Genomic DNA, 22,699 nt, shown 5'->3' with positions numbered 1-22,699 from the left:
CCCTCGGCTCAGCCGAGGGAAGGGGGCCTTCACGCGCTTCGGCCTTCACTAAGCTGTGCCGGGTGCTGATCAACGCCGTACCCCAGTTCCAGGGCGCTCTGACCGAGCGCGCGCCCGAGTTGCCCGAAGGCTGCGTCGCGCTCGCCGAGCTCGCGGGCCACGTGCTGGGCGTGCCGGTGCACCATATCCGACAGACGCGCGAGACGTCGCCCGTGGTCGACGGCATCGCCAACCGCGCGGTGCTCACCGGCGCGAACCGCGCGGCGCAGCTCGCCGCCCTCGAAGCGCCGGGCGGTCCGGTGCTCACCATCGGCGGGGACTGCGGCGTCGAGCTGATCCCGATCGGGGTCGCGCGCTACCGCTTCGGGCCGGGGCTCGGCGTCGCGTGGTTCGACGCGCATTCCGACCTCAACACCGCGGAGACGTCGCCGTCGGGCGCGTTCCACGGCATGGTGCTGCGGTCGCTGCTCGGCGAGGGCGACCCGGAGTTCGCCGCGAATCCGCCGGTCGAACCCGGACGCGTCGTCCTCGCGGGGACGAGGGCCTTCGACGACGCCGAGCGCGCGGCGGTCGACCGCGGGCTGGTCGTCGAGACGGCCGACGTCGCCGCCGGCCTGGCCGGTTCGGACAAGGTCTACGTCCATCTCGACCTCGACGTGCTCGACCCCGCGGAGTTCGACGGGCTGAACTATCCGGAGCCCGGTGGCTTGACGATCGAACGTCTGGTGGCGATGCTTCGCGGCCTGAGCGGTTTCGACGTCGTCGGCGCGGGGATCACCGAATGCGCCGGCACCGAGGTCCGCGTGCTGGAGCCCGTGCTCGAAGTACTCGGGGAATTGCTCACCGGAAAGCAGTGACGCTCCGTATTCATCGGCCGTTCGTACGTACCGCGCGAGGCGTTTGCCGGGCACTTGTCATCAAAATTCAGGGATGACTCGTGATTTTGTCACGATGGTGACAAGAAATCGGTTTCTTCTGCGACAGGTGACACATTTACGGGCGACTCCGCGATGTGTTCGTTGTCACCCCACGACGATCGTGGGGTGCCGGGACGCTGGGCGGAGCAAAGGAGCTGCGATGTCGGTGGAGCGCGGAATCGAACACGCTGCGCAGCCCCCTGCGGCACTTCCCCGCAAGCTCGCCGACATTTTGCGACCGGAACTGGGCAGTCTCGCCAACGAGATCGTCGACGAGATCCGGGCGACCATCCCCGCGTACGCGCGCCCGCTCGACGGGCCGTACGGCAAGTCGATCCGCGCGGGCGTCGAGTACGCGATCACGTTGTTCGTCGCCCAGATCGCGGATCCCACCGTCTCCAAGGAACAGTCGCACGAGGTCCACCACCGGCTCGGCCAGAACGAGATGCGGGAAGGCCGCAGCCTCGACACCCTTCAGTCGGCGTACCGGGTCGGCGCCAGGGTCTCGTGGCGGCGCATCATGCGGGTCGGCCGTCGCAGCGGTCTCTCGTCCGCGGTGATGTCGCAACTGGCCGACGCGATGCTCGCGTTCATGGACGAACTCGCGTCCGTCGCGCTGGACGGATACCTCGAAGCGAAGGCGCGCACCGCGGGGGCGCTGGACACCTGGCGCCGCAAACTGCTGCACCTGGTGCTGGAAACCCCGCCCGCGCCGTCGAAGGCGATCGCGGAACTCGCGCAGCTGACCGGCTGGACGGTGCCCGAGCGCGCGACGCCGGTGGTGCTGCAGCCGATCGACGAAACCGTCAGACCTCGGCGGCACAATGCCGTGGATTCGGACGTGCTCGCCGAACTCGACTGCGCCGAGCCGCGTGTGCTCGTCCCCGGCGAGATCTCCGTCGCCCGCCTCGCGACCTTGCAGGCGGCGCTGCCGGACTACCGGCTCTCGATCGGCCCGTGCCGCCCGCTGGACTCCGTCGCCGATTCCCTCCGCTGGGCGCGCGAGGCCCTGCACCTGTCCGAACGCGGCATCATCCAGGCCCGCCGGGTGATCCGCGCCGAAGAACACCTCGCCACCCTGCTCGTGAACGCCGACGCCGCGCTGACCTGCCAGCTGCGCGACCGCCTGTTCGCCCCGCTCGCCGAGATGACCGGGAAACAGCGGGAACGGCTGCTCGAAACGCTGCGAGCCTGGCTGGACAGCCAGGGCAATGTCGTCGACATCGCCGAACGCCTCCAGGTGCACCCGCAGACCGTGCGCTACCGCATGCGGCAGCTGCAGGCGACCTTCGGCGAGCACCTGCGCGACCCGGGGGCGCGATTCGAGATGGAACTCGCCCTGCGGGCCGGGGTCGCGCCCGCCGGTTACGCTTTGCCGGAGGTGCTGCCGGCGCCGCGCCAGAGTCCACAGTGGACACCGAGCGGGTCTTAGCGACGGCCTTCAGATCCGAGCTCTCACAGCGTTTTCCATTGCTCGTAGCACTCCTTTTCCGCGGACGGGGGAAGGAGATGGTCGATCCGCCGGAGGTGCCAGAGCAGGCTCAGCCGTCCGACGATCGCGCGGGCTTCAGGTCCCGGCGTTGGGCCCACCAGGAGTTCGCGTGCTGTTTCGACCGGCGGCGAGTCGTGCAGGAGCTCGTGGAGTAGTCGCATCGGGTCGAGGAGAGCGATGTCCGTCCTGGGGCCGATGGCGAGGATCAGTGTCGTGGACAGATGGAACCTGTTCGCTGTCGCGGACAGCCAGCTGTAACCGCCGTAGGGCATCAGCCAGGAAAAGAACGTCTCGGCGATCTCGGCGCAGTGCCTCAACCGATCGTCGGTGAGTTCCCGGCAGTGCTTGATGAACCCGCCCCGGAAGTCCTCGTCGATCAACGCCCAGGGCGCCTCCAGAAGATCGATCGGATTCGCCTTCGCCAGTCGCGTGGGATCGACGGCCGCCAACCTGTCGGTCAGGTCCTCGAAGGTCATCCACCTGACCTCCGAGAACGTGGGCATAACCGTCTGGTTTTCACCCATGAAAGAGTCCTCGCCGATCCTCATCGGCGCGCCACCGGCGGATCCACGTTGGGGCACTTGCGCTCCAGGTCCCAGGGCAACCCGACCTGGTTGACCCCGACGCAAGCCTGGTTCCCCGGCCCCGACGCCATCCCGGTCAACAGCGAGTCGAGATCTTCCTTCACCCCACAGCCCGAGAACGGGGGCAGGGTGAAGTCCTGGTAGGCGGGATCCGTCCACTTCGGATCGGTGCGCACGACGCCACCGGTGAACATCCCGTACTTCTCCCCGCGGAGATTGATCTTGATCGGCTCGGCGGTGAGGCAGTTGTCGCCGACGTCGAGGCCGACCCCGTTGATGGTGACCCCGCTCAGTTTCGCGTAGACCTTGAGCGGGGTGAGGACGGTCGAGCTGCCCTCCGGTTCCGGGATCGAAACGCCGTCGACGTCGATGATGTGATTGCCGGTCGCGTAGTCCTCCGGCAGCAGTTCCATGGTCGCGGTGATCGGGACGAAGCCGAAGCCGAGGAAGGTGACCGTGCTCGGCGGCATCATGACGGAGCCGGTGATCTTGCCGGGCCCTTCGGTGTTCTCCAGGTCGACGTGCCACACCGCGTTGACCATGAACGCGGGCTTCAACCGGGCGAAGGCGCCGAGTTTCGTGATCGTCGACGTGCCCTGCAGTTCGAACGGCTGCAACGCGATGGGGTAGAGAGCGCTGGCGTGGACATCGTCCGCGGAGCGCGCGCCGGCTCCGGGCTTCTTCGGTTCACCGGGCTTGCCTGGACCCGGTTCGGGCTTCCCGAGGGGCAGGAGCGTGACACTGCCGAGCAGCGTTTTCTGGTCCGGTGCCTGGGCGCAGGTGATCGGCTTGAGCGGCGTCTCGGCGGCGGTCAGCGCGAGCGACGGCGCGCCCGTGCTCAGCCGCAGCTCGGACGGCACGTTCAGCACGATGTCGGGGACGGTGCCCGTCGCGACCAGCTTCAGTTCGCCGGTGGCCGGCACCTTCGTCGCCGGGATCGTCAGTGATACGGGGACCGGGGTCTTCTTGTCCTCGTTCGCGGCCGTGAGTTCGACCGTCGCGCCACCCGCGACCTCGGCGACGGCGCCGAGTGCGCCTTCGCCGATCGTGAAGGTCAGCGAGAAATCCTTGACCTGTACAGGCTTTCCGGTCTGGACGACCTTCGGCAGTGTCGCCTGGACGTCCATCGTGACCGGTCGCTCCCCGGCCGGATCCGGGAAGACGCAGGTGTGCGCGAGACTCTGGTGCGCGGACGTGGCGCCTTGCAGCGGTGCCGGCGGCGGGGTGGCCGGATCGGTCGCGGCCGAAGAGGACAGTGCGCCGCTCACCCCCACGAGCAGGATGACGCCCGCCAGAACGGGAAACCTCCCGAGTGCCCGGCGAACCCGCTGTGTCATGGGTGTTCCTCTCCTGCCTCGCGCTGGTGTGTCACGTGATCGGGATCGCCGGGCTGAACGCGCGGTTCTGCGCCGGGTTGGTGTTCTTCACCGTGCAGTTGAAGATCCAGGGACTCCACGTCCCGTCCTTCTGGCGAAGGGCGCCGTCGATGCGGAACGTGGTCCCGAGTCCGATGGCCGCTTGGCCGGGTGTCCCCGCCCCGAAGGTGGGTACGACGGTGCTCGTGTCCTGTTCGAAAAGGACCGTGCGCGGCCCTTGGACGTACGGGGCGATCTGTTCGGGAATCCTCAGCCGCGTCACCTCCGCCGAAGCCGGAGTGGTGTTCGTCCCGGTCAGCGAGGTGGTGATCGTGCCGCGGATACCGTCCCGGTTGCTGGCGTAGAACGTCACGGCGTTGAGGGTGGCGTTGAACACGAGGCTGCCGGCGATCCCACCCGGGGTGATCGCGCCGCCGGCGGGCACCGAATCGGGGCCGGTGAAGGTCATCCTGACGTCGAGCGGCTGCTGGCCGATCGACGGGAAGCTGCACATGTAGGTGACCGTCCCCGTGGCGAAGGACGTGTCGGCCATGGCCGGTGCGGCCGTGAGCAGCGAGACCGCGCCGAACACGACGGCCGAGACCGCGCCCGCCCGGCGAACCTGCCGTCCCATGGGGATTCCCTTCGTGTCGTGAGGTGGAGACCGTGCGGGGCGGGCGTCCCCGCCCCGCACGGATGGTTCATCAGGTGACCGGGATCGCCGGGCTGAACGCCCGGTTCTGCGCCGGGTTGGTGTTCTTCACGGTGCAGTTGAAGTTCCACGCCGTCCAGGTGCCGTCCTTCTTGTGGAAGTCCAGCGGCGCGTTGATCGTGGTGCCGAGCGAGGCGGTCGCCGAACCCGCGGTGCCCGCCGTGAAGGTCGGGACGCCGGTGCCCGCGTCCTGGACGATGTTGAACGTCCGCGGTCCCGGCACGTACGGGTTGATCTGCGTCGGAACGTCCAGGTTGGTCACCGTTGCCGAAGCCGGGGAGGCGTTGGTGACCGTGACCGGCATGTTCGCCTTGCCGCGCACGCCGTCGTAGTTGGCGGCGTTGAGCAGCGCGTTGATGGTGGCGTTGATGGTGGCGCTGCCGCCGACGGACGCCGGGGTGAAGGTGCCGCCGGCGGCGACCGAATCCGGTCCGGTGAAGTTCGCCTTCACGTCCAGCTGCTGCTGGCCGATGCCGGGGAAGTTGCACATGTAGGCGACGGTGCCGGTGGCGTAGGTGGTCGCGGCGGCGGCCGTGCCGGCGGTGAGCACGGCGACGGCTCCGAGCACGATGCCGGTGGTGGCGACGCCGGCTGACAACTTGCCAAGTCTACGGGACATACCTGTCATCTCCTTTGATCCAGTTTACGTCTCGGGCGGCTTTCCCCATGCGCCTTTCGGCGGATTTTTCTGATCAAATATGCTCGACTCGAGCGGCTTTCTCGGTGGTGGGGTAAACCGAGGTTACCCGCGAGTTATGTACGTAACAAGGATTCATGTCGACATGTTTCGAAGTGGGTGAGGCGCCCGTTCTTTCTTGTCAGCCCGCGCTGAATACGATTATGAAGTTTGTCCGCGGATGACAAAGAGACGGCCGATCGGTGCAGCCGGGTTAACATTCGGCGCATGTCTTCCGAGAATCGACGATCGGCATCACGACGGGTAGCGGGCGTCGCGATTACCGTAATGATCGCAACGGTTTCCCTTTCCGGTACGGCGAGCGCCGCGCAGACCGGCGAAGCACGGCCATGGGGGAGCAACGACTACGGGCAGGGGACGATACCGGCCGCGGCGCTCGGCGCCAGTGCGGTCTCCGCGGGCGCGATCACCCATCTCGCGCTCAAGGACGGCGGGGTGATCGCCTGGGGGAACGACAGTTACGGCCAGCTGGCGGTTCCGGCGGCGGCCACTTCGGGGGTTTCGGCGATCGCCGCCGGCTGGGCGCACGAACTCGCGCTGAAGAACGGCGGGGTGATCGCCTGGGGCAACGGTTTCTACGGCCAGAACGTCGTGCCGCCGTCCGCGACGTCGGGGGTCACGGCGATCTCCACCAGCGCGTACTTCAATCTGGCGCTCAAAACGAACGGCAGCGTGGTGAGCTGGGGCTCGCGGACCACTGTCCCCGCGACCGTCTCCTCCGGGGTCACGGCGATCTCGGCCGGTGGGGACCACGGGCTCGCGCTGAAGAACGGCGGCGTGATCGGGTGGGGCAGCAACGGGAAGGGCCAGATCACGGTGCCCGCGGCGGCGACCTCCGGGGTCAGCGCGGTCTCGGCGGGGCTCCGGCACAGCATCGCGCTGAAGAACGGTGGCGTCATCGCCTGGGGCGACAACGGCTACGGACAGGCGACTGTCCCGCTCGAAGCGCAGTCCGATGTCGTCGCCATCGACGCGGGCTTCAACCACAACGTCGCGTTGAAGGCCGACGGGAGCGTCTTCGCCTGGGGGAGCAACGTGAAGTCCGAAAGCCGTGACACCAGCACGGAACCGCCCACGGACTTCTGGAAGTTCTCCGGCGTTTGCGCTCCGGTCTACGCTGTTTCCGCTGGTGACAGCACCGGCGTCGCGTTGGTCGACCCGACGGCGCCGTACTTCTGCTGATGGCCTCGTGAGTGGTAAGGGACGGTTGGAACCGTCCCTACCACTCACGAGTTTCAGGACAGGTTGGACTTCATGCTCAGGTTGATCGTGTTGTCCGGCCCCGAGATCAACGCCCCCAGCGCGAGGTCGTTGATGAAGCAGTCCTTGAACTCCGGGATGGTGAACGTCCCCGAAGACGGGATGGTCGGCGCGAACAGGTCGACGTTCTTCGACACCAGCGTCAGGTCGAGCGGTTTCACGGTCTTGCAGGCATTCGGCACCGTCGGCAGCGGGATGACCGGCCAGAACAGGCCGACCACGATGTTGTCGATCAGCATGTTCGCCTGCGAATGGGTGGTCAGGTCGCCGTTGGCGAGCGTGCCGGTGACCGGGCCGGTCGGCTCGATCCGCACGCGGGCCTTGATCTTGAAGACGCCCGAGACCAGCGAGATGTTCGCCGTCGAGGGCGGCAGGGCCAGGTCGCCGCGGATGCCGACGTTGTCACCGTCGATGACGAGGGCGCCATTGAGCTGGCCGGGGCCGAGAGCGAGGCTGCCGCCGGTCTTCTTCACCGTGGTCGTCCCGGTGACGGTGTAGGACACCGGGATCTCCACCGGGTCGTCCGCCAGCGCCGGGGTCGCGGCGAGGCTGCCGGCCATGGCGAGCGCGGAGGTGAGTGCGACGACCGTGCCGAGACGGCGACGGGCTGTTTTCGGGCGCGTTCGACCGAACATGGGTTTCTCCTCGTTTTCTCTCCTGGTTTACAAAGCGGACGAATGGGGGATCAGCGGGGAACGAGGTCGGTGATGACCCAGTTGTCGCCTTCGCGTTCCGCGGTGATCGAAAGCTGCGCCGCGGCCGTCGTCGATGAATTGTTGTCGGCCCGGGTGGCCGCTTGATCGAGGAATACCAGCAGCCTCGCTTTACCGTCGCCGAGTTCCTGGACGGCGGACGAGGAGACGCGGGTGGTGAGAACGAGTTTCTGCGCCGGGGCCTTTTCCCGGACTTGGGCGAACAACTGGTTGTACGATTCCAGCGCCTTGCCTCTGAGCACCGACGCGGCCGCCTTTTCGGTGGCGTCGGTCCGGTCGTAGGAATAGGAGAAGATCTTGTCGAGCGCCACGGTCACCGCGGAGTTCACCTCGGCGGTCGCGCCGACGTCGGTGAGCGCGGTGTTGGCCGCCGACGGCGCCGCCGAGATCGACTTCGCCTCCAGCGTGAACCACACCCCGGCCGCCACCAGCACGGCGGCCGCGACCAGCAGGATCACCGGCGGCTTCGGGCGGCGCGACGGCTTCTCGGCGACGACCTCGGCTTCGGGTTCGACGGAAGTGTCGGCCGTGGCGGTCATCGCGCACCCACCGGCAGCTGGTCGAGCGCGCTGAGCTTCCAGCCCTCGTCCGTCCTGGTCAGCCCGGCGGCGAACCGGTTGCGCTTCGTCGTCGGCGCCGCGCCCTCCTTCGCCATCGTGATCTCCACCGACGCCAGCATCTTGGCCGTTCCCGCGTGGTCGTCCAGTTCGCTGATCGCCGCGTCGAGCACCTTGCCCGTCGAGACGGTCGCGTCCTTGGTGAGCGTCCGTTTCGTCGCGTCGTCGGCCTTGCCCAGCTGATCGCGCAGCGGGCCCGTGGACGCGGCGAGCCAGTCGGCGATGCCCTGGTCGACGCGGTGGTGGTCGAGGCTCGTGAGCCGGGCGACGAGTTCACGCCCGGACTTCAGCGCTTCGTCGCGCGAGTTCCCGTAGGCGACGGCCTCGGAACCTGTCGCGGTGAACCAGGTGTACCCGGCCCAGCCCGCGAACGCGCAGGCCGCGGCGAACACGGCGATCGCGATCTTCAGTTGCGCAGCCACAACATCTCCTCGAGGCTGGTGGACGTCGGCTGGCCGTCGGCGCCGAAGCCGCCGGGGATCGCGGCGGGCGGGACGCCGCCCTTCGGCGCGTTCTGCGAGCCTCGGACCGAACTCGCGTTGCCCTTGTCGAGCGTGCACGCGGCACCGGTGTTGAACGGCAGCGGCGAGACTTCCGCGCTGCTGCGGACCGTCGTACCCCCGTAGCCCTTGGTACAGGGCATGGGATCGAAGAAGGTCAGGACCAGCTCGGTCCTCACGGAACCCCCGTCGACGGCGGCGTCGACCGCGGACACCGCCTTCGGTGTGTTGATCAGCAGCTGCCGGAGGCCGTCGGTGCGGGCGGAGAACACGTGCGACGTGGTGAGCAGGTTCGCCAGCAGGATCGGCAGACCGGGCTCGTTGTCCCGCAGCAGCCCGGAAAGCTGGGTCGCCGCGTCGGGCGCGGTCGCGATCAGCCGCCGCAGGTCACCGTCCGAACGGGACAGCTGCTCGGCGAACTGCTTGGCGTTGCCGCTGAACTGCCGCCACGCCTGCGACGAGTCGACCTGGGTCTTCAGCACGGTCGAGCCGTCGGTGATCAGCTTCTCCGTCTGCGGCAGGTGGTCCGCGGCCTGTTTCGTGAAGTCGGTGGTGGAGTCCAGCAGCACCTGGAGGTTCGCGCCGGAACCGCGAAGGGCGTTGTCGAGTTCGTCGACCACGGTCCGCAGGTCCTCGGTCGGCACGGACGCGGTCAGCGAGTCCAGGTCGGTCAGCAGATGCTGCACCGGCAGCGGAACGGCCGTCGCCTCGCGCGGGATGACCGAACCTTCGGCGAGGTACGGGCCGTCGCCGGTCCGCGGCTGGAGGTCGACGAACTGCTCGCCCACCGCGGACCGGTTCGCCACGACCGCCCGCGAGTTCGCGGGGATCGGTGGCGCGTCGTCGTCGATCAGCAGATCCGCTTCCATCCCGCCGTCGGTGAGCCGCAGTTCGCCGACCCGGCCGACGGCGACGCCCCGGTAGGTCACCTCGCCGTTGGTGAACAGGCCCCCGCCGTCGGCCAGGGAGAGCTTCACGGTGTATCCGCCCGCCCCGAAGAGCCTGCCGAGCCCCGCGTAGTTCGCTCCGACGAACGCCGTCGTCGCCAGCGCGAGGATGACGAACGCGATCACCTGGATCCGGACACGGGTGGTGAGCATCAGCTACCTCCGGAGGACGGCAGCGGCAAGGTCGGGAGTCCCGGCGGAACCCCTTCGCCAGGGGGCGGGAGTTCGACACCCGGCGCGGGGATGACCGAGGCGTAGACGTTCAGGTAGTCGCCCTTGATGCCGTCGCGGACGGCGTCGGTGAACGGGAACGTCGGCAGGATCTCCAGCGACTTGGGCAGGGCTTCCCCGGCGTCGGCCAGCCGCTTGAGGATCGGCGCGAGCGCGGTGAGGTCCGCGACGAGATCGGCCCGGCTCTTCTCGATCACGTCGACACCCACCCCGGAGAGCCGGTCCAGCGCCTGCAACATCGAGACGAGCTGGGTGCGCTGCTCGGCAAGGCTCTGGAGGCCGGGGGTGAGGTCGGTGAGGGCGCCCTCGACCTGCTTCTTCCGGTTCGCGAGTGTGGTCGAGAGCCGGTTGAGCCCGTCGAGGGCGGAGGTGATGTCGGAGCGGTGCGTGTCCAGGTTGGACACCAGTTGCTCCACTGTGGACAGGAACGAGCGGATCTCCTCCTCGTTGCCGTCCATCACCTTCGACAGCTCCCGGTTGATGGTCTGCAACTGGCCGATCCCGCCGCCGTTGAGCAGCAGGGACAGCGCGCCGAAGATCTCCTCGAACTCCGGGTTGCGGTTCGTGCTCGCGACCGGGATCACCCCGCCGTCGCCCAGCCTTCCCTCGGCCTTCGCCGCGCTCGGGGCCAGTTCGATGAACTTCTCGCCGAGCAGGCTGGACTGCCGCAGCCGCGCGATGGCGTTGGCGGGAAGGTGGACGTCGCCGTTGACCGCCAGGACGGTCTCGGCCGTCCAGCCGTCCTCACCGAGCCGGATCGTCTCGACCCGGCCGACCGGGACGTCGCCGACCTTCACCGCCGCCTGCGGCACCAGGTCCAGGACGTCGGCGAACTGCACGGTCACCCGGTACGGATGGTCGCCGATGTCCGCGCCGCCGGGGAGCGGCAGGTCGTAGACGCCCTTGAAATCCGACGAACAGGCGGTGAGCGCGACACAGCACGCGGCGAGCACGGCGATCTTCCGGTTCGCGGCCATCAGCGTCCCCCGGTGTAGGTGTCGCCGGCGACGGGCAGGGGGAGCGGGGCGTATTCGAGCATGTTGCCGCGGCTCTGCAGCTTGCCGGTCTTCGGATCGACGGCTTCGAGCACGTTCGTCACCGCCAGCGGGATCGTGTCGAGGGTTTCGGCCAGCGCGGCGCGTTTGTCGACCAGCGTCCCGGTTGTCACCGCGAGCTTGTCCACATTGGACTTGATCAGCGCGCGGTTGTCCTTGATGAACTGCTGGATCTCCGCCAGCGCGCCGCCGAGGCCGTTGAGTGCGCGGGCGAGCTCGTCCTTGTTCCGCGCGAGCGTCCCGGTCACCGAGGCGAGCTGCTTGTTGACCTCGCCGACGTTCCGGTCGTTGGTCGCCAGCATCGAGGTGAACCGCTGCAGTTCGTCGACGGTGGCGAACAGGTTCTGCGAGTTCCCGGACAGCGTCCTGGCGAGGTCGGCGAAGTTGCGCACCGACTCGTTGAACGGTTTGCCGTTGCCCTGGAGGTTCTTCGCGCCGGTGCGCAGCAGGTCCGAAAGCGCGCCGTCGGCGTTCGCGCCGTTGGGGCCGAGCGCCTTGGCGAGGGTGTCGAGGCTGGAGTAGAGCTGGTCGAGTTCCACCGGCGTGCCGGTGCGTTCGACCGGGATCACCGCGCCGTCGTTCAGCCGGTTCCCCGCGCGGGTGAGCTTGGTGAACTGGACGTAGCGGTCGGCCACCACGCTCGGCGCCACGACGAGGACGTTCGTGTCGGCGGCGATCGGGGTCGACCCGTCGACGGTCAGCACGACCTTGACCCGTTCCCCCTCCGGGGCCACCGATTCGACCTGGCCGACCCGGACGCCGAGCACCCGCACGTCCGATCCGCTGTAGACGCCGACGGCGCGCGAGAAGTACACGGTGACCCGGTCGAGCCCGCTGCCGGAGAAGATCCACCAGAGCCCGCCGACGACGGCCAGCGCGAGCACGAGCGCGAGGGTGACGAATCTGCTGATCACCGGCCACCTCCCGGAATCGGCGGGGTACAGGGATCCCGGTTCTCCGGGATGAGCCCGCACAGGTAGCCGTCCACCCAGCGCCCGTTGCCGAGCGAGTTGTTCACCACGCGGAAGTACGGCGCGGCGAGGTCGAGGCTCTTGGCGAGATTGTCGTTCTGCCGCTGCAGGATGTCGGTCACCTCGCCGAGCTGTCTGAGCGCGTTGCCGAGCTGGTCCTTGTTGTCCTTCACCAGCCCCGAAAGCTGGGTGGCGAGCTCCTGCGAGCCGGTCAGCAGGTCGTGGATCGCCTGCCGCCGCTTGTCCAGTTCGGTCAGCAGCAGGTTGCCGTCCGCGAGGAGTTTGGCGAAGTCGTCGTTCGAGTTCGCGAGCGTCGTGGTGAGGCCGTGCGCGTTGGACAGCAGGCTGGCGAGCTCGTTGTCCCTGGAGGACACGGTCTTCGACAGCGATGTCAGCCCTTCGAGCGCCTTCTTGATATGCGCGGGCGAGTTCTTGAACGTGTCGCTGAGCGTGGTGAAGCTCTCCGCGAGCTGATCGGTGTCGATCGCCCCCGCGGTGTCGGCCAGCCCGTTGAACGCCTCGGTGACGTCGTACGGCGTCACGGTCCTGGTGCGCGGGATGACCTGCTTCGGGTTCTGCACCGTCTCGCCGGTCGGGCGCAGTGCGAGGAATTTCCGGCCCAGCAGGGTCTTGATCTTGATCTCGGCGGCGGTCTTGTCGCCGATCCAGGCGTCCTTGACGCGGAAGCTGACCACCACGTGGTCTTCGGCGAGCCGGACGTCGCTCACCTCGCCGACCTTGATCCCGGCGATGCGGACTTCGTCGTCCTGCTGCAACCCGGCCGCTTCGGAGAATTCGGCCTGGTAGGTGGTCCCGGAGCCGATGATCGGCAGGTTCTCGTAGTTGAGCGTCGCGGTCAGCACCGCGGCCGCGACGGCACTGCCGACGAGACCGACGACGATGGGGTTCCGTTCCTTGAAGGGTTTCACGACGTGCACCTCTCCGCCGTCGCCGGTACCCCGCGCGGAGGTTCGGTCTGCAGGACGGACGAGCACAGGTAGAAGTTCATCCACGAGCCGTAGGAGCCGATCCGCCCCAGGTCGTTCAGCTTCCCCGGGAGCACCGTCAGGACGCGGTCGACTTCGGCCTTGCCCTCTTCGGTCGTCAGCTGACCGGCCAGCAGGCCGAGCCCCTCGATGCTGTCCTTGAGCGGTTTCCTGCCCTGTTCGAGCAGACCGGCCGTGGCGGTGGTGAGGTCCGCGAGCCCGGAGACGGCCTCCCCGATCTCGGTGCGGTCACCCGCGAGTCCTGCCACCAGTTCCTTCAGTGTGGAGACCAAAGTGGACAGTGCGTCGCCCTTGCCGTTGATGCTCTTGAGCACCGTGTCCAGGTTCGTGATCACGTCACCGATCACCTTGTCGCGGCCGGCGAGCGTGGTGGTCAGCGAACCGGTGTGCGCCAGCAGGCTTTCCACCGTGCCGCCCTCGCCCTGCAGCACCTGGACGATCTCGCCGGAGAGCTGGTTGACGTCCTTGGGCGACAACGCCTGGAACAGCGGTTTGAAGCCGTTGAACAGTTCCGTGAGATCCAGCGCGGGCGTCGTGCGCTCCAGCGGGATCTCCGCGCCGGGCTCCAGAAGCTCGGGGGTGCCCTTGCCGCGTTCGAGCGCGATGTAACGCTGGCCGACCATGTTGCGGTACTTGATCACCGCGGTCACGTCGGCGGGCAGCCTGCGCTGCGAGTCGAGGGAGAACCGGACGCGCGCCAGGCTGTGGTCGGCGATCTCGAGTTCCTCGATCTGGCCGACCCGCACCCCGGAGATCCGGACGTCGTCGCCGACGTTCAGCGACGTCGCGTCGAGGAACTTGGCGCTGTAGGTCCTCGTGTCACCGAGGCCGGTGTTCGTGATGGACACCGCCAGCAGCACCGTGGCCAGCGTCGTGACGACGACGAAGATCAGCCCCTTGATCAGCGGGCTCACGAAGTTCCTCATCGCAGGGTCACCTCCGTGCCCCGGTAGAGCGGCCCGACGAGCACGCTGCCCCAGGCGGGGACCTGCGCCGCCGGGACGCCGATGGACGGCGCGACCAGCGTGGAGATCAGCTCCCGTTCCTGCGGCGAGTTCGCCAGGCCGAGATCGCCCTGCGCGCCGGGGAGCGCCGCGGTCTGCTCGCCGGTCGCCACGATCCCTTGGCTCATCAGGCCGTTCGTCGGGTAACAGCGCGGTTCCCCGGTGGCGTCGTAGACCGGATCGTCCTTGCCGGGCACGTATTTGCCCCGGGGCCGGCTGATGGTGATCTCCGCGTGCAGGCCGGGTTCGTCGGTCCCGGCGCCCAGCACCTGGTCCATCTGCGGCTTCAACTTGGCGAGCGCGTCCAGCGTGCAGGCGAAACTGGGCGAGTACTTCGCGCCGATCTCCAGCGGCGCGCGGCTGTCGGCGGCGAGCGCGATGATGTTGGCGCGGTTGTTGGCGAGGAACGTCGTGACCTGCTGGGAGGACGACGTTACCTGCTGGTACACCGACGCCAGCTCGGCCCGCTTCTCCTTGACCGTGTCGAGCGTGACGGCCGAGGCGCTCAGCGCGTCGAGCAGATCCGGTGCGATGTCGCCGTACAGCTTCGAAACCGTGGCGAGGTCGCGGATGTTGTCGTTCAGCTTCGGCAGGTTCGGGTTGAAGTCCTCCAGATAGGCGGCCGCGGTGGCGAGCGTGTCGCCGATCTGGTCGCCGCGGCCCTCCAGCGCGGTGGCGACGGTGGTCAGCGTGGTGGCGAGTTTCTGCGGTTGCACGGCCTTGAGCAGGGGCAGCAGGTTGTCGAAGACGCGTTCCAGCTCGATCGCGTTGGCCGACCGGTCCTGGGTGATCACGTCGCCGGAGGCGAGCGGCGCCGCGGTCGAACCGTCCGGAATGGACAGTTGCACGTACCGCTCACCGAACAGCGTCTTCGGCACGAGCAGCGCGGACACGTTCTTGGGCAGTTTCGAGACCTTGCCGGGCTCCATGGCCAGGTCGATCTCCGCGCCGCCCGGTGTCGCGCGGACGTCACGGATCTCGCCGACCACCACGCCACGCGCCTTGACCTGCCCGCCCTGGCGCAACTGGTTGCCGACGCGGTCCGCCTGCAGCGTCACCGGCACGGAGTCGACGAAATCCTTCCGGTAGATCTTGATCGACAGCAGCACGAGGGCGGACATCACCACGAGGAACAGCACCCCGGCCGTCCTGACCCCGGCTTTGCGCAGCCCGCGCCGGCTCATCCGGCCACCTGCACCGTCGTGGTCGCGCCCCAGATCGCGAGGCTGAGGAAGAAGTCCAGCACGCTGACCGCCACGATCGCCGTCCGCACCCCGCGGCCGACGGCGACACCGACGCCCGCCGGTCCCCCGCTCGCGCGGAAGCCGTAGTAGCAGTGGGCGAGCACGATCACGACGCTGAACACCAGCACCTTGCCGAACGACCAGAGCACATCACCCGGTGGCAGGAACAGCAGGAAGTAGTGGTCGTAGGTGCCCGCGGACTGGCCGTAGAACCAGACGGTGATCTGGCGTGACGCGAGATACGAGGTCAGCAGGCCGATCGCGTACAACGGGATGACCGCGAGGAAACCCGCGATGATCCGCGTGGTCACCAGGTACGGGACGCTGGGAATGCCCATCACTTCCAGCGCGTCGATCTCCTCGGAGATCCGCATGGCGCCCAGCTGCGCGGTGAAACCGCAGCCGACGGTCGCCGACAAGGCGAGCCCGGCCACGAGCGGCGCGATCTCGCGGGTGTTGAAGTACGCGGAGACGAACCCGGCGAACGCCGACGTGCCGACCTGGTTGAGCGCCGAGTATCCCTGGAGCCCGACGACCGTGCCGGTGAACACGGTCATCCCGATCATCACGCCGATCGTGCCGCCGATGACCGCGAGCGCACCGCTGCCGAAGCTGACTTCGGCCAGCAGGCGGATGATCTCGCGGAGATAGCGTCGTATCGCGCGCGGCACCCAGGCGAGCGCCTTGAGGAAGAAGAGGATCTGGTCGCCGAGCGTGTCCAGGAACCCGAACCGGCGATCGACGGCTTCGCGGACCCGTGTCGTGCGAGTGGGTGTCGTCGTGACCATCAGCTGCCCTTCGCCGGGACGAGCTGCAGGTAAAGCGTCGTCAGCACGAGGTTCAACAGGAACAGGAGCAGGAACGTGATGACCACGGATTGGTTCACCGCGTCACCGACGCCTTTCGGGCCGCCTTTCGGATTGAGCCCGCGATAAGAGGCGACGATCGCCGCGACGAAACCGAAGATGACCGCCTTGATCTCGCTGATCCAGAGGTCCGGGAGCTGCGCGAGGGCGGAGAAACTGGCCAGATACGCACCCGGTGTCCCATTCTGCATGATGACGTTGAAGAAATAGCCGCCGAGGACGCCGACCACGCTGACCATTCCGTTGAGGAATGCGGCGACCCCCATCGCGGCGAGCACGCGAGGCACGATCAGGCGCTGGACGGGGGAGACCCCGAGCACCTCCATCGCGTCGATCTCCTCGCGGATCGTGCGGGACCCGAGGTCCGCGCACATCGCCGAGCCGCCGGCGCCCGCGATCAGCAACGCGGTCACGATCGGGCTGGCCTGCTGGATGATCGCCAGCACACTGGCCGCGCCGGTGAAGGACTGCGCGCCGATCTGCGCGGTCAGCGAACCGATGTGCAGCGCGATCACCGCGCCGAACGGGATCGCGACCAGCGCCGTCGGCAGGATCGACACACTCGCGATGAACCAGAACTGCTGGATCAGCTCGCGGGCCTGGAACGGCCGCCGGAAGGTCAGGCGGACGACGTCGAGGCCGAGTGAGTAGAGCCTGCCGGTCTCCCGGATCGCACCCGCGCCGGGGAATGAGGGTGCGTTAGTCCGGACGCCCACGCCGACCCTCCCGTTTTCCGGGCACGGCGAATACACCCCAGCTTGCGCAATTCCTTTGCTCCGAATGGCGGAACGGAATCGTTGAACAGTATCAACGGGGTGTTACCGTGCTGTTTGCTACTGGTCGGTACGCTAATCACGTGCCTGCCTGGTGACAAGAACTTCGGTGTGATCAAGACGTCACGTCCTGGTAACCGGAGAATTCTTGTTCTTTTGTGACAAAGGCGGGCGGGGGTCTTGTCCGTTCTTTCGTGTCCGGTGGCGCGCTGGTCCATTCGTGGCGTGGGGCGGCTCTCGAACGATCCTTGAGGCCGGCGCGGTGCCCGCATGTCGCGAAGCCACTTTCGGGACATCCCCAGCACCGTGGCCGAAAGCGCGTGAAGGCCCCCTTCCCTCGACTCAGCCGAGGGAAGGGGGCCTTCACGCGAGAAGCGCCTCAGCGCGCCAGTTCGGAGACCAGCTCGTAAGACCGCACCCGGTCCGCCTGGTCGTGCACCATGGTCGTGATCATCAGCTCGTTCGCGCCGGTGTCGGCCAGCAGGGTCTCGAGTCCCTTGTGGACCGTCTCGGGCGAGCCGATGATGCTGCTCGCGGCCCGGTCCTCGATGAACACGCGCTCGATGTCGGTGTACGGGTAGGCCGCGGCCTCTTCCGGCGTCGGCAGCGGGATCGGGCGGCCCTTGCGCAGGCTGAGGAACGTCAGGCCGCTCGGGGCGGCGAGGTACTGCGCGCGCTCGTCGGTCTCGGCGGCCACCACGGAGACGCCGAGCATCACGTACGGCTCGTCGAGGACGTCCGACGGTTTGAACGAGTCGCGGTAGAGCGCCACGGCGGGGAGCGTGTTCTCGGCGCTGAAGTGGTGCGCGAACGAGAACGGCAGGCCCAGTTCGCCCGCCATCCGCGCGCTGAAGCCGCTCGACCCGAGCAGCCACACCGGCGGCTTGTTGCCTTCGGCGGTCACGGCGTTGACGGCGCGCTGGTCGGAGTGCTCGAAGTAGGCCAGCAGTTCCGCGAACTGCTGCGGGAAGTTCTCCGCGGTGAGCCCGCCGGGGCCGCGCAGCGCCAATGCGGTCCGCTGGTCGGTGCCCGGGGCACGCCCGATGCCGAGGTCGATCCGGCCGGGGTGGAACGCCTCCAGGGTGCCGAACTGCTCGGCCACCACCAGCGGCGCGTGGTTCGGCAGCATGACCCCGCCGGAGCCGACCCGGATGCGTTCGGTGGCGGCCGCGACCTGGCCGATCATCACGGCGGTCGCCGAACTCGCGATACCCGGCATGTTGTGGTGCTCGGCGAGCCAGTACCGGTGGTAGCCGAGGGCTTCGGTCCGGCGCGCGAGGTCGAGGGTGTTGCGAAGCGAATCCGCGACACCGCCTCCGGCCACGACGGGCGAGAGGTCGAGCACGGACAGCGGGATGTCAGGCAAAGAGGTCACGCATCGGTACAACGCCGCGGGCCCCCGAACCCTTCCCGTGCCTGTCGATCGATCGAAATTAACCGACTCGATGTACCCGGCACTCGGCGGAGTTCCCCCCTTTCCACGGTACGGTTGCCCCCTAATGCGAACGTGGGAAAACCACTGAAAAGAAAGGATTGAAGGTGCCGCGTCCGGAACGACCGCTGGACCCCGGGGACGATCCGTTGCTGGGGTTCGCCGCCGATCTCCGGCGCCTGCGGGAGAAGGCCGGAAATCCGACGTACCGGGAGCTGGGCAGGCGTGCCCACTACTCCGCGGGCACCCTCTCCGAGGCCGCTGGTGGGAAGAAGATGCCCAGCTTGGCGGTCACGTTGGCCTACGTCCGGGCGTGCGACGGCCCCGAGGACGAGTGGGAGGCGCGATGGCACGACGTGACCGAGCGGACGCGCGCCGGAGTCGATGATTCACCGGTTGCCCCGTCGAATGGGGAATCGGTCCCTTATATCGGTCTGGCCGCATTCGGGCCGGATGACGCGAGCCGATTCTTCGGTCGCGAACGACTTGTCGGAAAACTCGTCACGAGGCTTTCGAACCAACGATTCTTGGCCGTTCTGGGTGCTTCGGGTTCCGGTAAGTCGTCCTTGCTCCGGGCCGGTCTCCTCCCGGCCGTCGCCGAGACGTCGGTCACGCTGCTGATGACCCCCGGATCGCGGCCGCTGCAGGAATGCGCCGTCCAGTTCGGCGCCGCGCTCGGGCTCGCGCCCGGCGGGCTGCTCGCGGAGTTCACCGGACATCCGCGCAACCTCGGCCTCGCCGCCCGTCAGCTGGTCGCCGACCGCGAGGGCGACGTCGTGCTGGTCGTCGACCAGTTCGAGGAGGTCTTCACGCTCTGCCAGGACGCCGACGAACGGACGGCCTTCCTGTCCGCGCTGGTCACCGCGACGACCGAAGCCGAGAGCCGGACCAGGGTCGTCCTCGGCATCCGCACCGACTTCTACACCCACTGCGCGCGGCATCCCGAGCTGGTCGAGGCCATGCAGGACGCGCAGATCCTCGTCGGCCCCATGAGCACCGAGGAGCTGCGGCAGGCCATCTCGCGGCCGGCGATCGACGCCGGGTACCGCGTCGAGAACGCGCTGGTCTCGCGGCTCGTCGCCGACGCGACCGGGCAGCCCGGCGTGCTCCCGCTGCTCTCGCACGCTCTGCTGGAGACCTGGCGCCGGCGTCACGGCAACACCCTCACCCTCACCGGTTACGAGTCCACCGGTGGGATCGAACGGTCGGTCGCGCAGACCTCCGAGCACACCTTCACCGCGCTGACCGAACACCAGCAGCGGCTGGCGAACCAGATCTTCCTGCGGATGACCGCGCTCGGCGAGGGCACCGAGGACACCAAACGGCGCATCACCCGCGACGAGGTGGACGCCGACGACCCGGACGTCGCGGTCGTGCTGGACAGGCTGGCGTCGTCGCGGCTGGTCACGCTCGACGACAACGGCATCGAGATCGCGCACGAGGCGCTGATCCGGGGCTGGCCGCGCCTGCGCGAATGGCTCGCCGAGGACCGTGAAGGCCTGCGCGTGCACCGCCAGCTCACCGAGGCGACCGACGCGTGGGAGTCCGTCGGCCGCGACGACGGCTGGCTCTATCGCGGAGCGCGCCTGGCGATCGCCAGGGAGTGGGCGGGGGAGCACGACAGCGCGCTTTCCCAGCGTGAACGCCGGTTTCTCGAGGCGAGCGTCGCGATCGAGAACCACGAGCAGGCCGTCGCCCGGCGCCGCACCCGGCGGCTGCGTCAGCTGGTCGCGCTCCTGGCCGTCCTGCTGGTGCTCGCGACGGCCGCGATGGCGTACGCCGTCCGCGCCGAGCAGACCGCGACCAGCCAGCGCAACAGCGCGCTCGCGCAGAAGGTCGCCGGGCAGGCCATCGAGATGCGGACGACGAATCCGGCGCTGGCCGCGCAGCTCGCGCTGGCGGCGTACCGCGTCGATCCGAGTGTGGACACCCGCGGCAGCGTGCTCGGGATGTTCGAGTCGCCGTACTCGACCCGCGTCCGCGGGCACGGCCACCGCGTCAACGCGACCGCGCTGCGCGGCGACGGCCAGGTGATGGTCACCGGCAGCTGGGACCAGACGGCCAAGCTGTGGGACGTCAAGGATCCCCATCGCCCGGCCGAGCTGGCCACGCTGACCGGGCACACCGGCAACGTCAACTCGGTGTCCTTCAGCGCCGACGGCGCCGTGGTCGCGACGGCGGGCTGGGACAAGACCGCGCGGCTGTGGAACGTCGCCGATCCGGCGAAACCCGGGCCGGGCGTACTGGTCGGCGAGCATCCGAGCCGGGTCAACGCGGTGGCGTTCAGCCCGAAGTCCGCCGTGCTCGCGACCGCCGACGGCGACGGCACGGTGCGGTTGTTCGACGTCCGTGATCCCGCGAAACCCGTGCTCGCGGCCACCCTCCCCGGGCACACCGGCAACGTCAACGGTCTCGCCTACGCCCCCGACGGGCGGACGCTCGTCTCGACCGGCGCCGACAAGACCGCGCGGTTGTGGGACGTCGCCGACCCCGTCAAGGCCAGGCCGCTCGGCGTGGTGAACGGGCACACCGCCGGGATCCACTCCGCGGCGTTCAGCCCGGACGGCCGGACGCTCGCCACCGCGAGCATCGACCAGACGGCGCGGCTGTGGAACGTCGCCGACCCGATGGCGCCGTCACCGCTGGGGACGACGGCCGCGCACAAGACCATCGTGCGGTCCGTGGCGTTCAGTCCGGACGGGACGACCCTGGCCACCACCGGTTTCGACCGCGCCGCACGGCTTTGGGACATCACCGATCCGGCGAAACCGCGCGAGAAACCGTCACTCGTCGGGCATACCGCGGCCGTGGTCTGGGCGGTGTTCTCCCCGGACGGCCGCACGCTCGTGACCGCGAGCGACGACCAGACGGTGCGGATGTGGGATCTGCCGGGGCCCGCGATCAGCGGCCCGGCGCGGTCTGCCTGCCGGGCGGTGTTCAGCTCCGACGGGAAGCTGCTGGCCACCGGCAGCCAGGACGGCGTGGTGCGCCTGGTCGACGTCTCCGACACCCGGAACCCGCGTGAGGTGGGCAAGGTCGCGGGCTTCGGCCAGGGCGTCTGCGGTCTGGCCTTCAGTCCGGACGGGCGGACGCTCGCCGCCGGCTCCTGGGACCACACGATGCGGCTGATCGACGTCAGCGATCCGCGCAAGCCGGTCGACACCGGCGTCTTCTATCGGCCGGCGGAAGAGATCGACCCCGTCGCGTTCAGCCCGGACGGCCGGACGCTCGCGACGGCCGGGTCCGGGCACACGGTGAAGCTGTGGGACGTCTCCGACATCCGGCGGCCCGTCGAACTCGCGACGCTGACCGGGCACGAGGACGACGTCCATTCGATCGCGTTCAGCCCGGACGGCCGCACCCTGCTCAGCGGCGGATGGGACCACACCGCCCGGCTGTGGGACGTCTCGATGGCGAAGGCGCCGAAGCCGCTTTCGGTGCTGAAGGGGCATTCGGACACTGTGTTCTCGGTCGCCTACAGTCCGGACGGCAAACTCGCCGCCACCGGCAGCGCGGATCGCACCGGCAGGCTCTGGGACGTGACGGATCCGGCGGCTCCGCGCGAGGCGGCGCTGCTGGCGGGGCACACCGACAACGTCATCTCGGTCGCTTTCAGCGGGGACGGGAAGACCTTCTCGACCGGCAGCTACGACCGGTCCGTGCGACTATGGGACGTCTCCGATCCCGGATCGGTCCGCGAATCGGCGAACCTGACCGACGACGTCGACCGGGTCAACGCCGTGGCGTTCGCCCCCGATGGGCACACCCTCGCGGGTTCGGTCGCGGACGGCAGCGTGCGGTTGTGGGAGACCAGCCCCGAACGGGCGGCTGAACGCATCTGCGCGACGGTGTACCCGCGGATCACGGCGGACGAGTGGGAACAACACCTGCCGGGGCTCGATTACGCGCCCCCGTGCCCGTGACCACGGCCGATACGTTGTTCGGCGTTGTTGTTCGGTGGGATCGCCGTGACACCGAACAACGAAGAGGCGCTAGAAATACCCCTGGACGTGCGATGCGTCCCCACATCGTTCACTCACCGGGGGTCTGAAGGGCTCCTTCAGGGCATTCACCAGTGTCCTGAAGGAGCCCTTCAGCTTTTCCGTCTCCGCCTCTTGTGTTCCGCCCCCAAGCACGCGAGTGACGCGCCCAATCACGCGAGTGACGCCTCCAATCACGTGAGTTACGCGCCCAATCACGCGAGTGACGTCCCAAACCACGCGAGTGACATCCCCAACCACGTGAGTCGCGCCCCGAATCACGTGTGTCGTCCGTCCAATCACGTGTGTCGTCCGTTCGATCACGTGTGTCGTCCATCCCGG

Annotated in this window: 20 protein-coding genes; 4 read left to right on the top strand and 16 right to left on the bottom strand. The window is 68.5% G+C overall.

The window, feature by feature from the left end:
- The first annotated feature begins 62 nt into the window (after positions 1 to 62).
- Complete coding sequence (locus ACZ1DY_RS32560) at positions 63 to 857, top strand: arginase family protein (RefSeq protein ID WP_257485062.1); 795 nt, start codon at positions 63 to 65, stop codon at positions 855 to 857.
- A 220-nt stretch (positions 858 to 1,077) separates the two neighbouring features.
- Complete coding sequence (locus tag ACZ1DY_RS32555; RefSeq protein WP_465481927.1) at positions 1,078 to 2,349, top strand: PucR family transcriptional regulator; 1,272 nt, start codon at positions 1,078 to 1,080, stop codon at positions 2,347 to 2,349.
- Positions 2,350 to 2,372: 23 nt separating this feature from the next.
- Here ACZ1DY_RS32555 and ACZ1DY_RS32550 read toward each other — a convergent pair whose 3' ends face one another.
- From ACZ1DY_RS32550 to ACZ1DY_RS32535, 4 genes are all read right to left on the bottom strand, one after another.
- Positions 2,373 to 2,885 (bottom strand): hypothetical protein, encoded by a 513-nt coding sequence (locus ACZ1DY_RS32550; RefSeq protein WP_465481926.1) that lies wholly within the window; start codon positions 2,883 to 2,885, stop codon positions 2,373 to 2,375.
- 68 nt (positions 2,886 to 2,953) lie between these two features.
- Positions 2,954 to 4,330: a DUF6801 domain-containing protein gene (locus ACZ1DY_RS32545; protein WP_465481925.1), complete on the bottom strand. Its 1,377-nt coding sequence runs from the start codon at positions 4,328 to 4,330 to the stop codon at positions 2,954 to 2,956.
- A gap of 31 nt (positions 4,331 to 4,361) precedes the next feature.
- On the bottom strand, positions 4,362 to 4,982 hold the full coding sequence (locus ACZ1DY_RS32540) for a DUF6801 domain-containing protein (protein WP_465481924.1): 621 nt from the start codon (positions 4,980 to 4,982) through the stop codon (positions 4,362 to 4,364).
- Positions 4,983 to 5,052: 70 nt separating this feature from the next.
- Positions 5,053 to 5,658 carry a DUF6801 domain-containing protein gene (locus ACZ1DY_RS32535; RefSeq protein WP_255632400.1) on the bottom strand — a complete coding sequence of 202 codons (606 nt, stop codon included), beginning with the start codon at positions 5,656 to 5,658 and terminating at the stop codon, positions 5,053 to 5,055.
- 366 nt (positions 5,659 to 6,024) lie between these two features.
- Between ACZ1DY_RS32535 and ACZ1DY_RS32530 the strand changes: the two genes are divergently transcribed.
- Positions 6,025 to 6,939, top strand: a complete 915-nt coding sequence (locus ACZ1DY_RS32530) for an RCC1 domain-containing protein (protein WP_126733563.1) — start codon at positions 6,025 to 6,027, stop codon at positions 6,937 to 6,939.
- Between the two features lie 53 nt (positions 6,940 to 6,992).
- On the opposite strand, the gene ACZ1DY_RS32525 is transcribed toward ACZ1DY_RS32530, so the two are convergent.
- From ACZ1DY_RS32525 to ACZ1DY_RS32470, 12 genes are all read right to left on the bottom strand, one after another.
- Entirely contained in the window at positions 6,993 to 7,652 is a 660-nt protein-coding gene (locus tag ACZ1DY_RS32525; RefSeq protein ID WP_126733562.1) for a hypothetical protein, read from the bottom strand.
- Positions 7,653 to 7,702: 50 nt separating this feature from the next.
- Positions 7,703 to 8,269, bottom strand: coding sequence for a hypothetical protein (locus ACZ1DY_RS32520; protein ID WP_465481923.1), 567 nt, complete (start codon positions 8,267 to 8,269; stop codon positions 7,703 to 7,705).
- Positions 8,266 to 8,769 carry a hypothetical protein gene (locus tag ACZ1DY_RS32515; RefSeq protein WP_126733560.1) on the bottom strand — a complete coding sequence of 168 codons (504 nt, stop codon included), beginning with the start codon at positions 8,767 to 8,769 and terminating at the stop codon, positions 8,266 to 8,268. The genes ACZ1DY_RS32520 and ACZ1DY_RS32515 overlap by 4 nt, the downstream gene beginning before the upstream one ends.
- On the bottom strand, positions 8,754 to 9,947 hold the full coding sequence (locus tag ACZ1DY_RS32510) for an MCE family protein (protein WP_465481922.1): 1,194 nt from the start codon (positions 9,945 to 9,947) through the stop codon (positions 8,754 to 8,756). Before ACZ1DY_RS32510 ends, ACZ1DY_RS32515 begins: the two co-directional genes overlap by 16 nt.
- Positions 9,947 to 11,002 carry an MCE family protein gene (locus ACZ1DY_RS32505; protein ID WP_126733558.1) on the bottom strand — a complete coding sequence of 352 codons (1,056 nt, stop codon included), beginning with the start codon at positions 11,000 to 11,002 and terminating at the stop codon, positions 9,947 to 9,949. Before ACZ1DY_RS32505 ends, ACZ1DY_RS32510 begins: the two co-directional genes overlap by 1 nt.
- Positions 11,002 to 11,994 (bottom strand): MCE family protein, encoded by a 993-nt coding sequence (locus ACZ1DY_RS32500; protein WP_126733557.1) that lies wholly within the window; start codon positions 11,992 to 11,994, stop codon positions 11,002 to 11,004. The genes ACZ1DY_RS32505 and ACZ1DY_RS32500 overlap by 1 nt, the downstream gene beginning before the upstream one ends.
- The gene (locus ACZ1DY_RS32495) at positions 11,991 to 12,980 is read right to left on the bottom strand and encodes an MCE family protein (protein WP_126733556.1); all 990 of its coding nucleotides are present in this window, start codon (positions 12,978 to 12,980) and stop codon (positions 11,991 to 11,993) included. The genes ACZ1DY_RS32500 and ACZ1DY_RS32495 overlap by 4 nt, the downstream gene beginning before the upstream one ends.
- Positions 12,977 to 13,984, bottom strand: coding sequence for an MCE family protein (locus ACZ1DY_RS32490; RefSeq protein ID WP_465481921.1), 1,008 nt, complete (start codon positions 13,982 to 13,984; stop codon positions 12,977 to 12,979). Before ACZ1DY_RS32490 ends, ACZ1DY_RS32495 begins: the two co-directional genes overlap by 4 nt.
- Positions 13,981 to 15,246, bottom strand: coding sequence for an MCE family protein (locus ACZ1DY_RS32485; protein WP_465481920.1), 1,266 nt, complete (start codon positions 15,244 to 15,246; stop codon positions 13,981 to 13,983). Before ACZ1DY_RS32485 ends, ACZ1DY_RS32490 begins: the two co-directional genes overlap by 4 nt.
- Positions 15,243 to 16,094, bottom strand: coding sequence for an MlaE family ABC transporter permease (locus ACZ1DY_RS32480; RefSeq protein ID WP_126733553.1), 852 nt, complete (start codon positions 16,092 to 16,094; stop codon positions 15,243 to 15,245). The genes ACZ1DY_RS32485 and ACZ1DY_RS32480 overlap by 4 nt, the downstream gene beginning before the upstream one ends.
- Positions 16,094 to 16,888, bottom strand: coding sequence for an MlaE family ABC transporter permease (locus ACZ1DY_RS32475; RefSeq protein ID WP_126733552.1), 795 nt, complete (start codon positions 16,886 to 16,888; stop codon positions 16,094 to 16,096). The genes ACZ1DY_RS32480 and ACZ1DY_RS32475 overlap by 1 nt, the downstream gene beginning before the upstream one ends.
- A gap of 436 nt (positions 16,889 to 17,324) precedes the next feature.
- The gene (locus ACZ1DY_RS32470) at positions 17,325 to 18,320 is read right to left on the bottom strand and encodes an LLM class flavin-dependent oxidoreductase (protein WP_257485072.1); all 996 of its coding nucleotides are present in this window, start codon (positions 18,318 to 18,320) and stop codon (positions 17,325 to 17,327) included.
- A 164-nt stretch (positions 18,321 to 18,484) separates the two neighbouring features.
- Here ACZ1DY_RS32470 and ACZ1DY_RS32465 point away from each other — a divergent pair, with 164 nt between their 5' ends.
- A complete protein-coding gene (locus ACZ1DY_RS32465) occupies positions 18,485 to 22,300 on the top strand; it encodes an nSTAND1 domain-containing NTPase (RefSeq protein WP_465481919.1) in 3,816 nt (1,271 codons plus the stop codon).
- The last annotated feature ends 399 nt before the right edge of the window (positions 22,301 to 22,699 follow it).

The sequence above is a fragment of the Amycolatopsis sp. PSD-21 genome (genome assembly GCF_055561455.1).
This window is presented reverse-complemented; position numbering and strand designations above follow the sequence as displayed.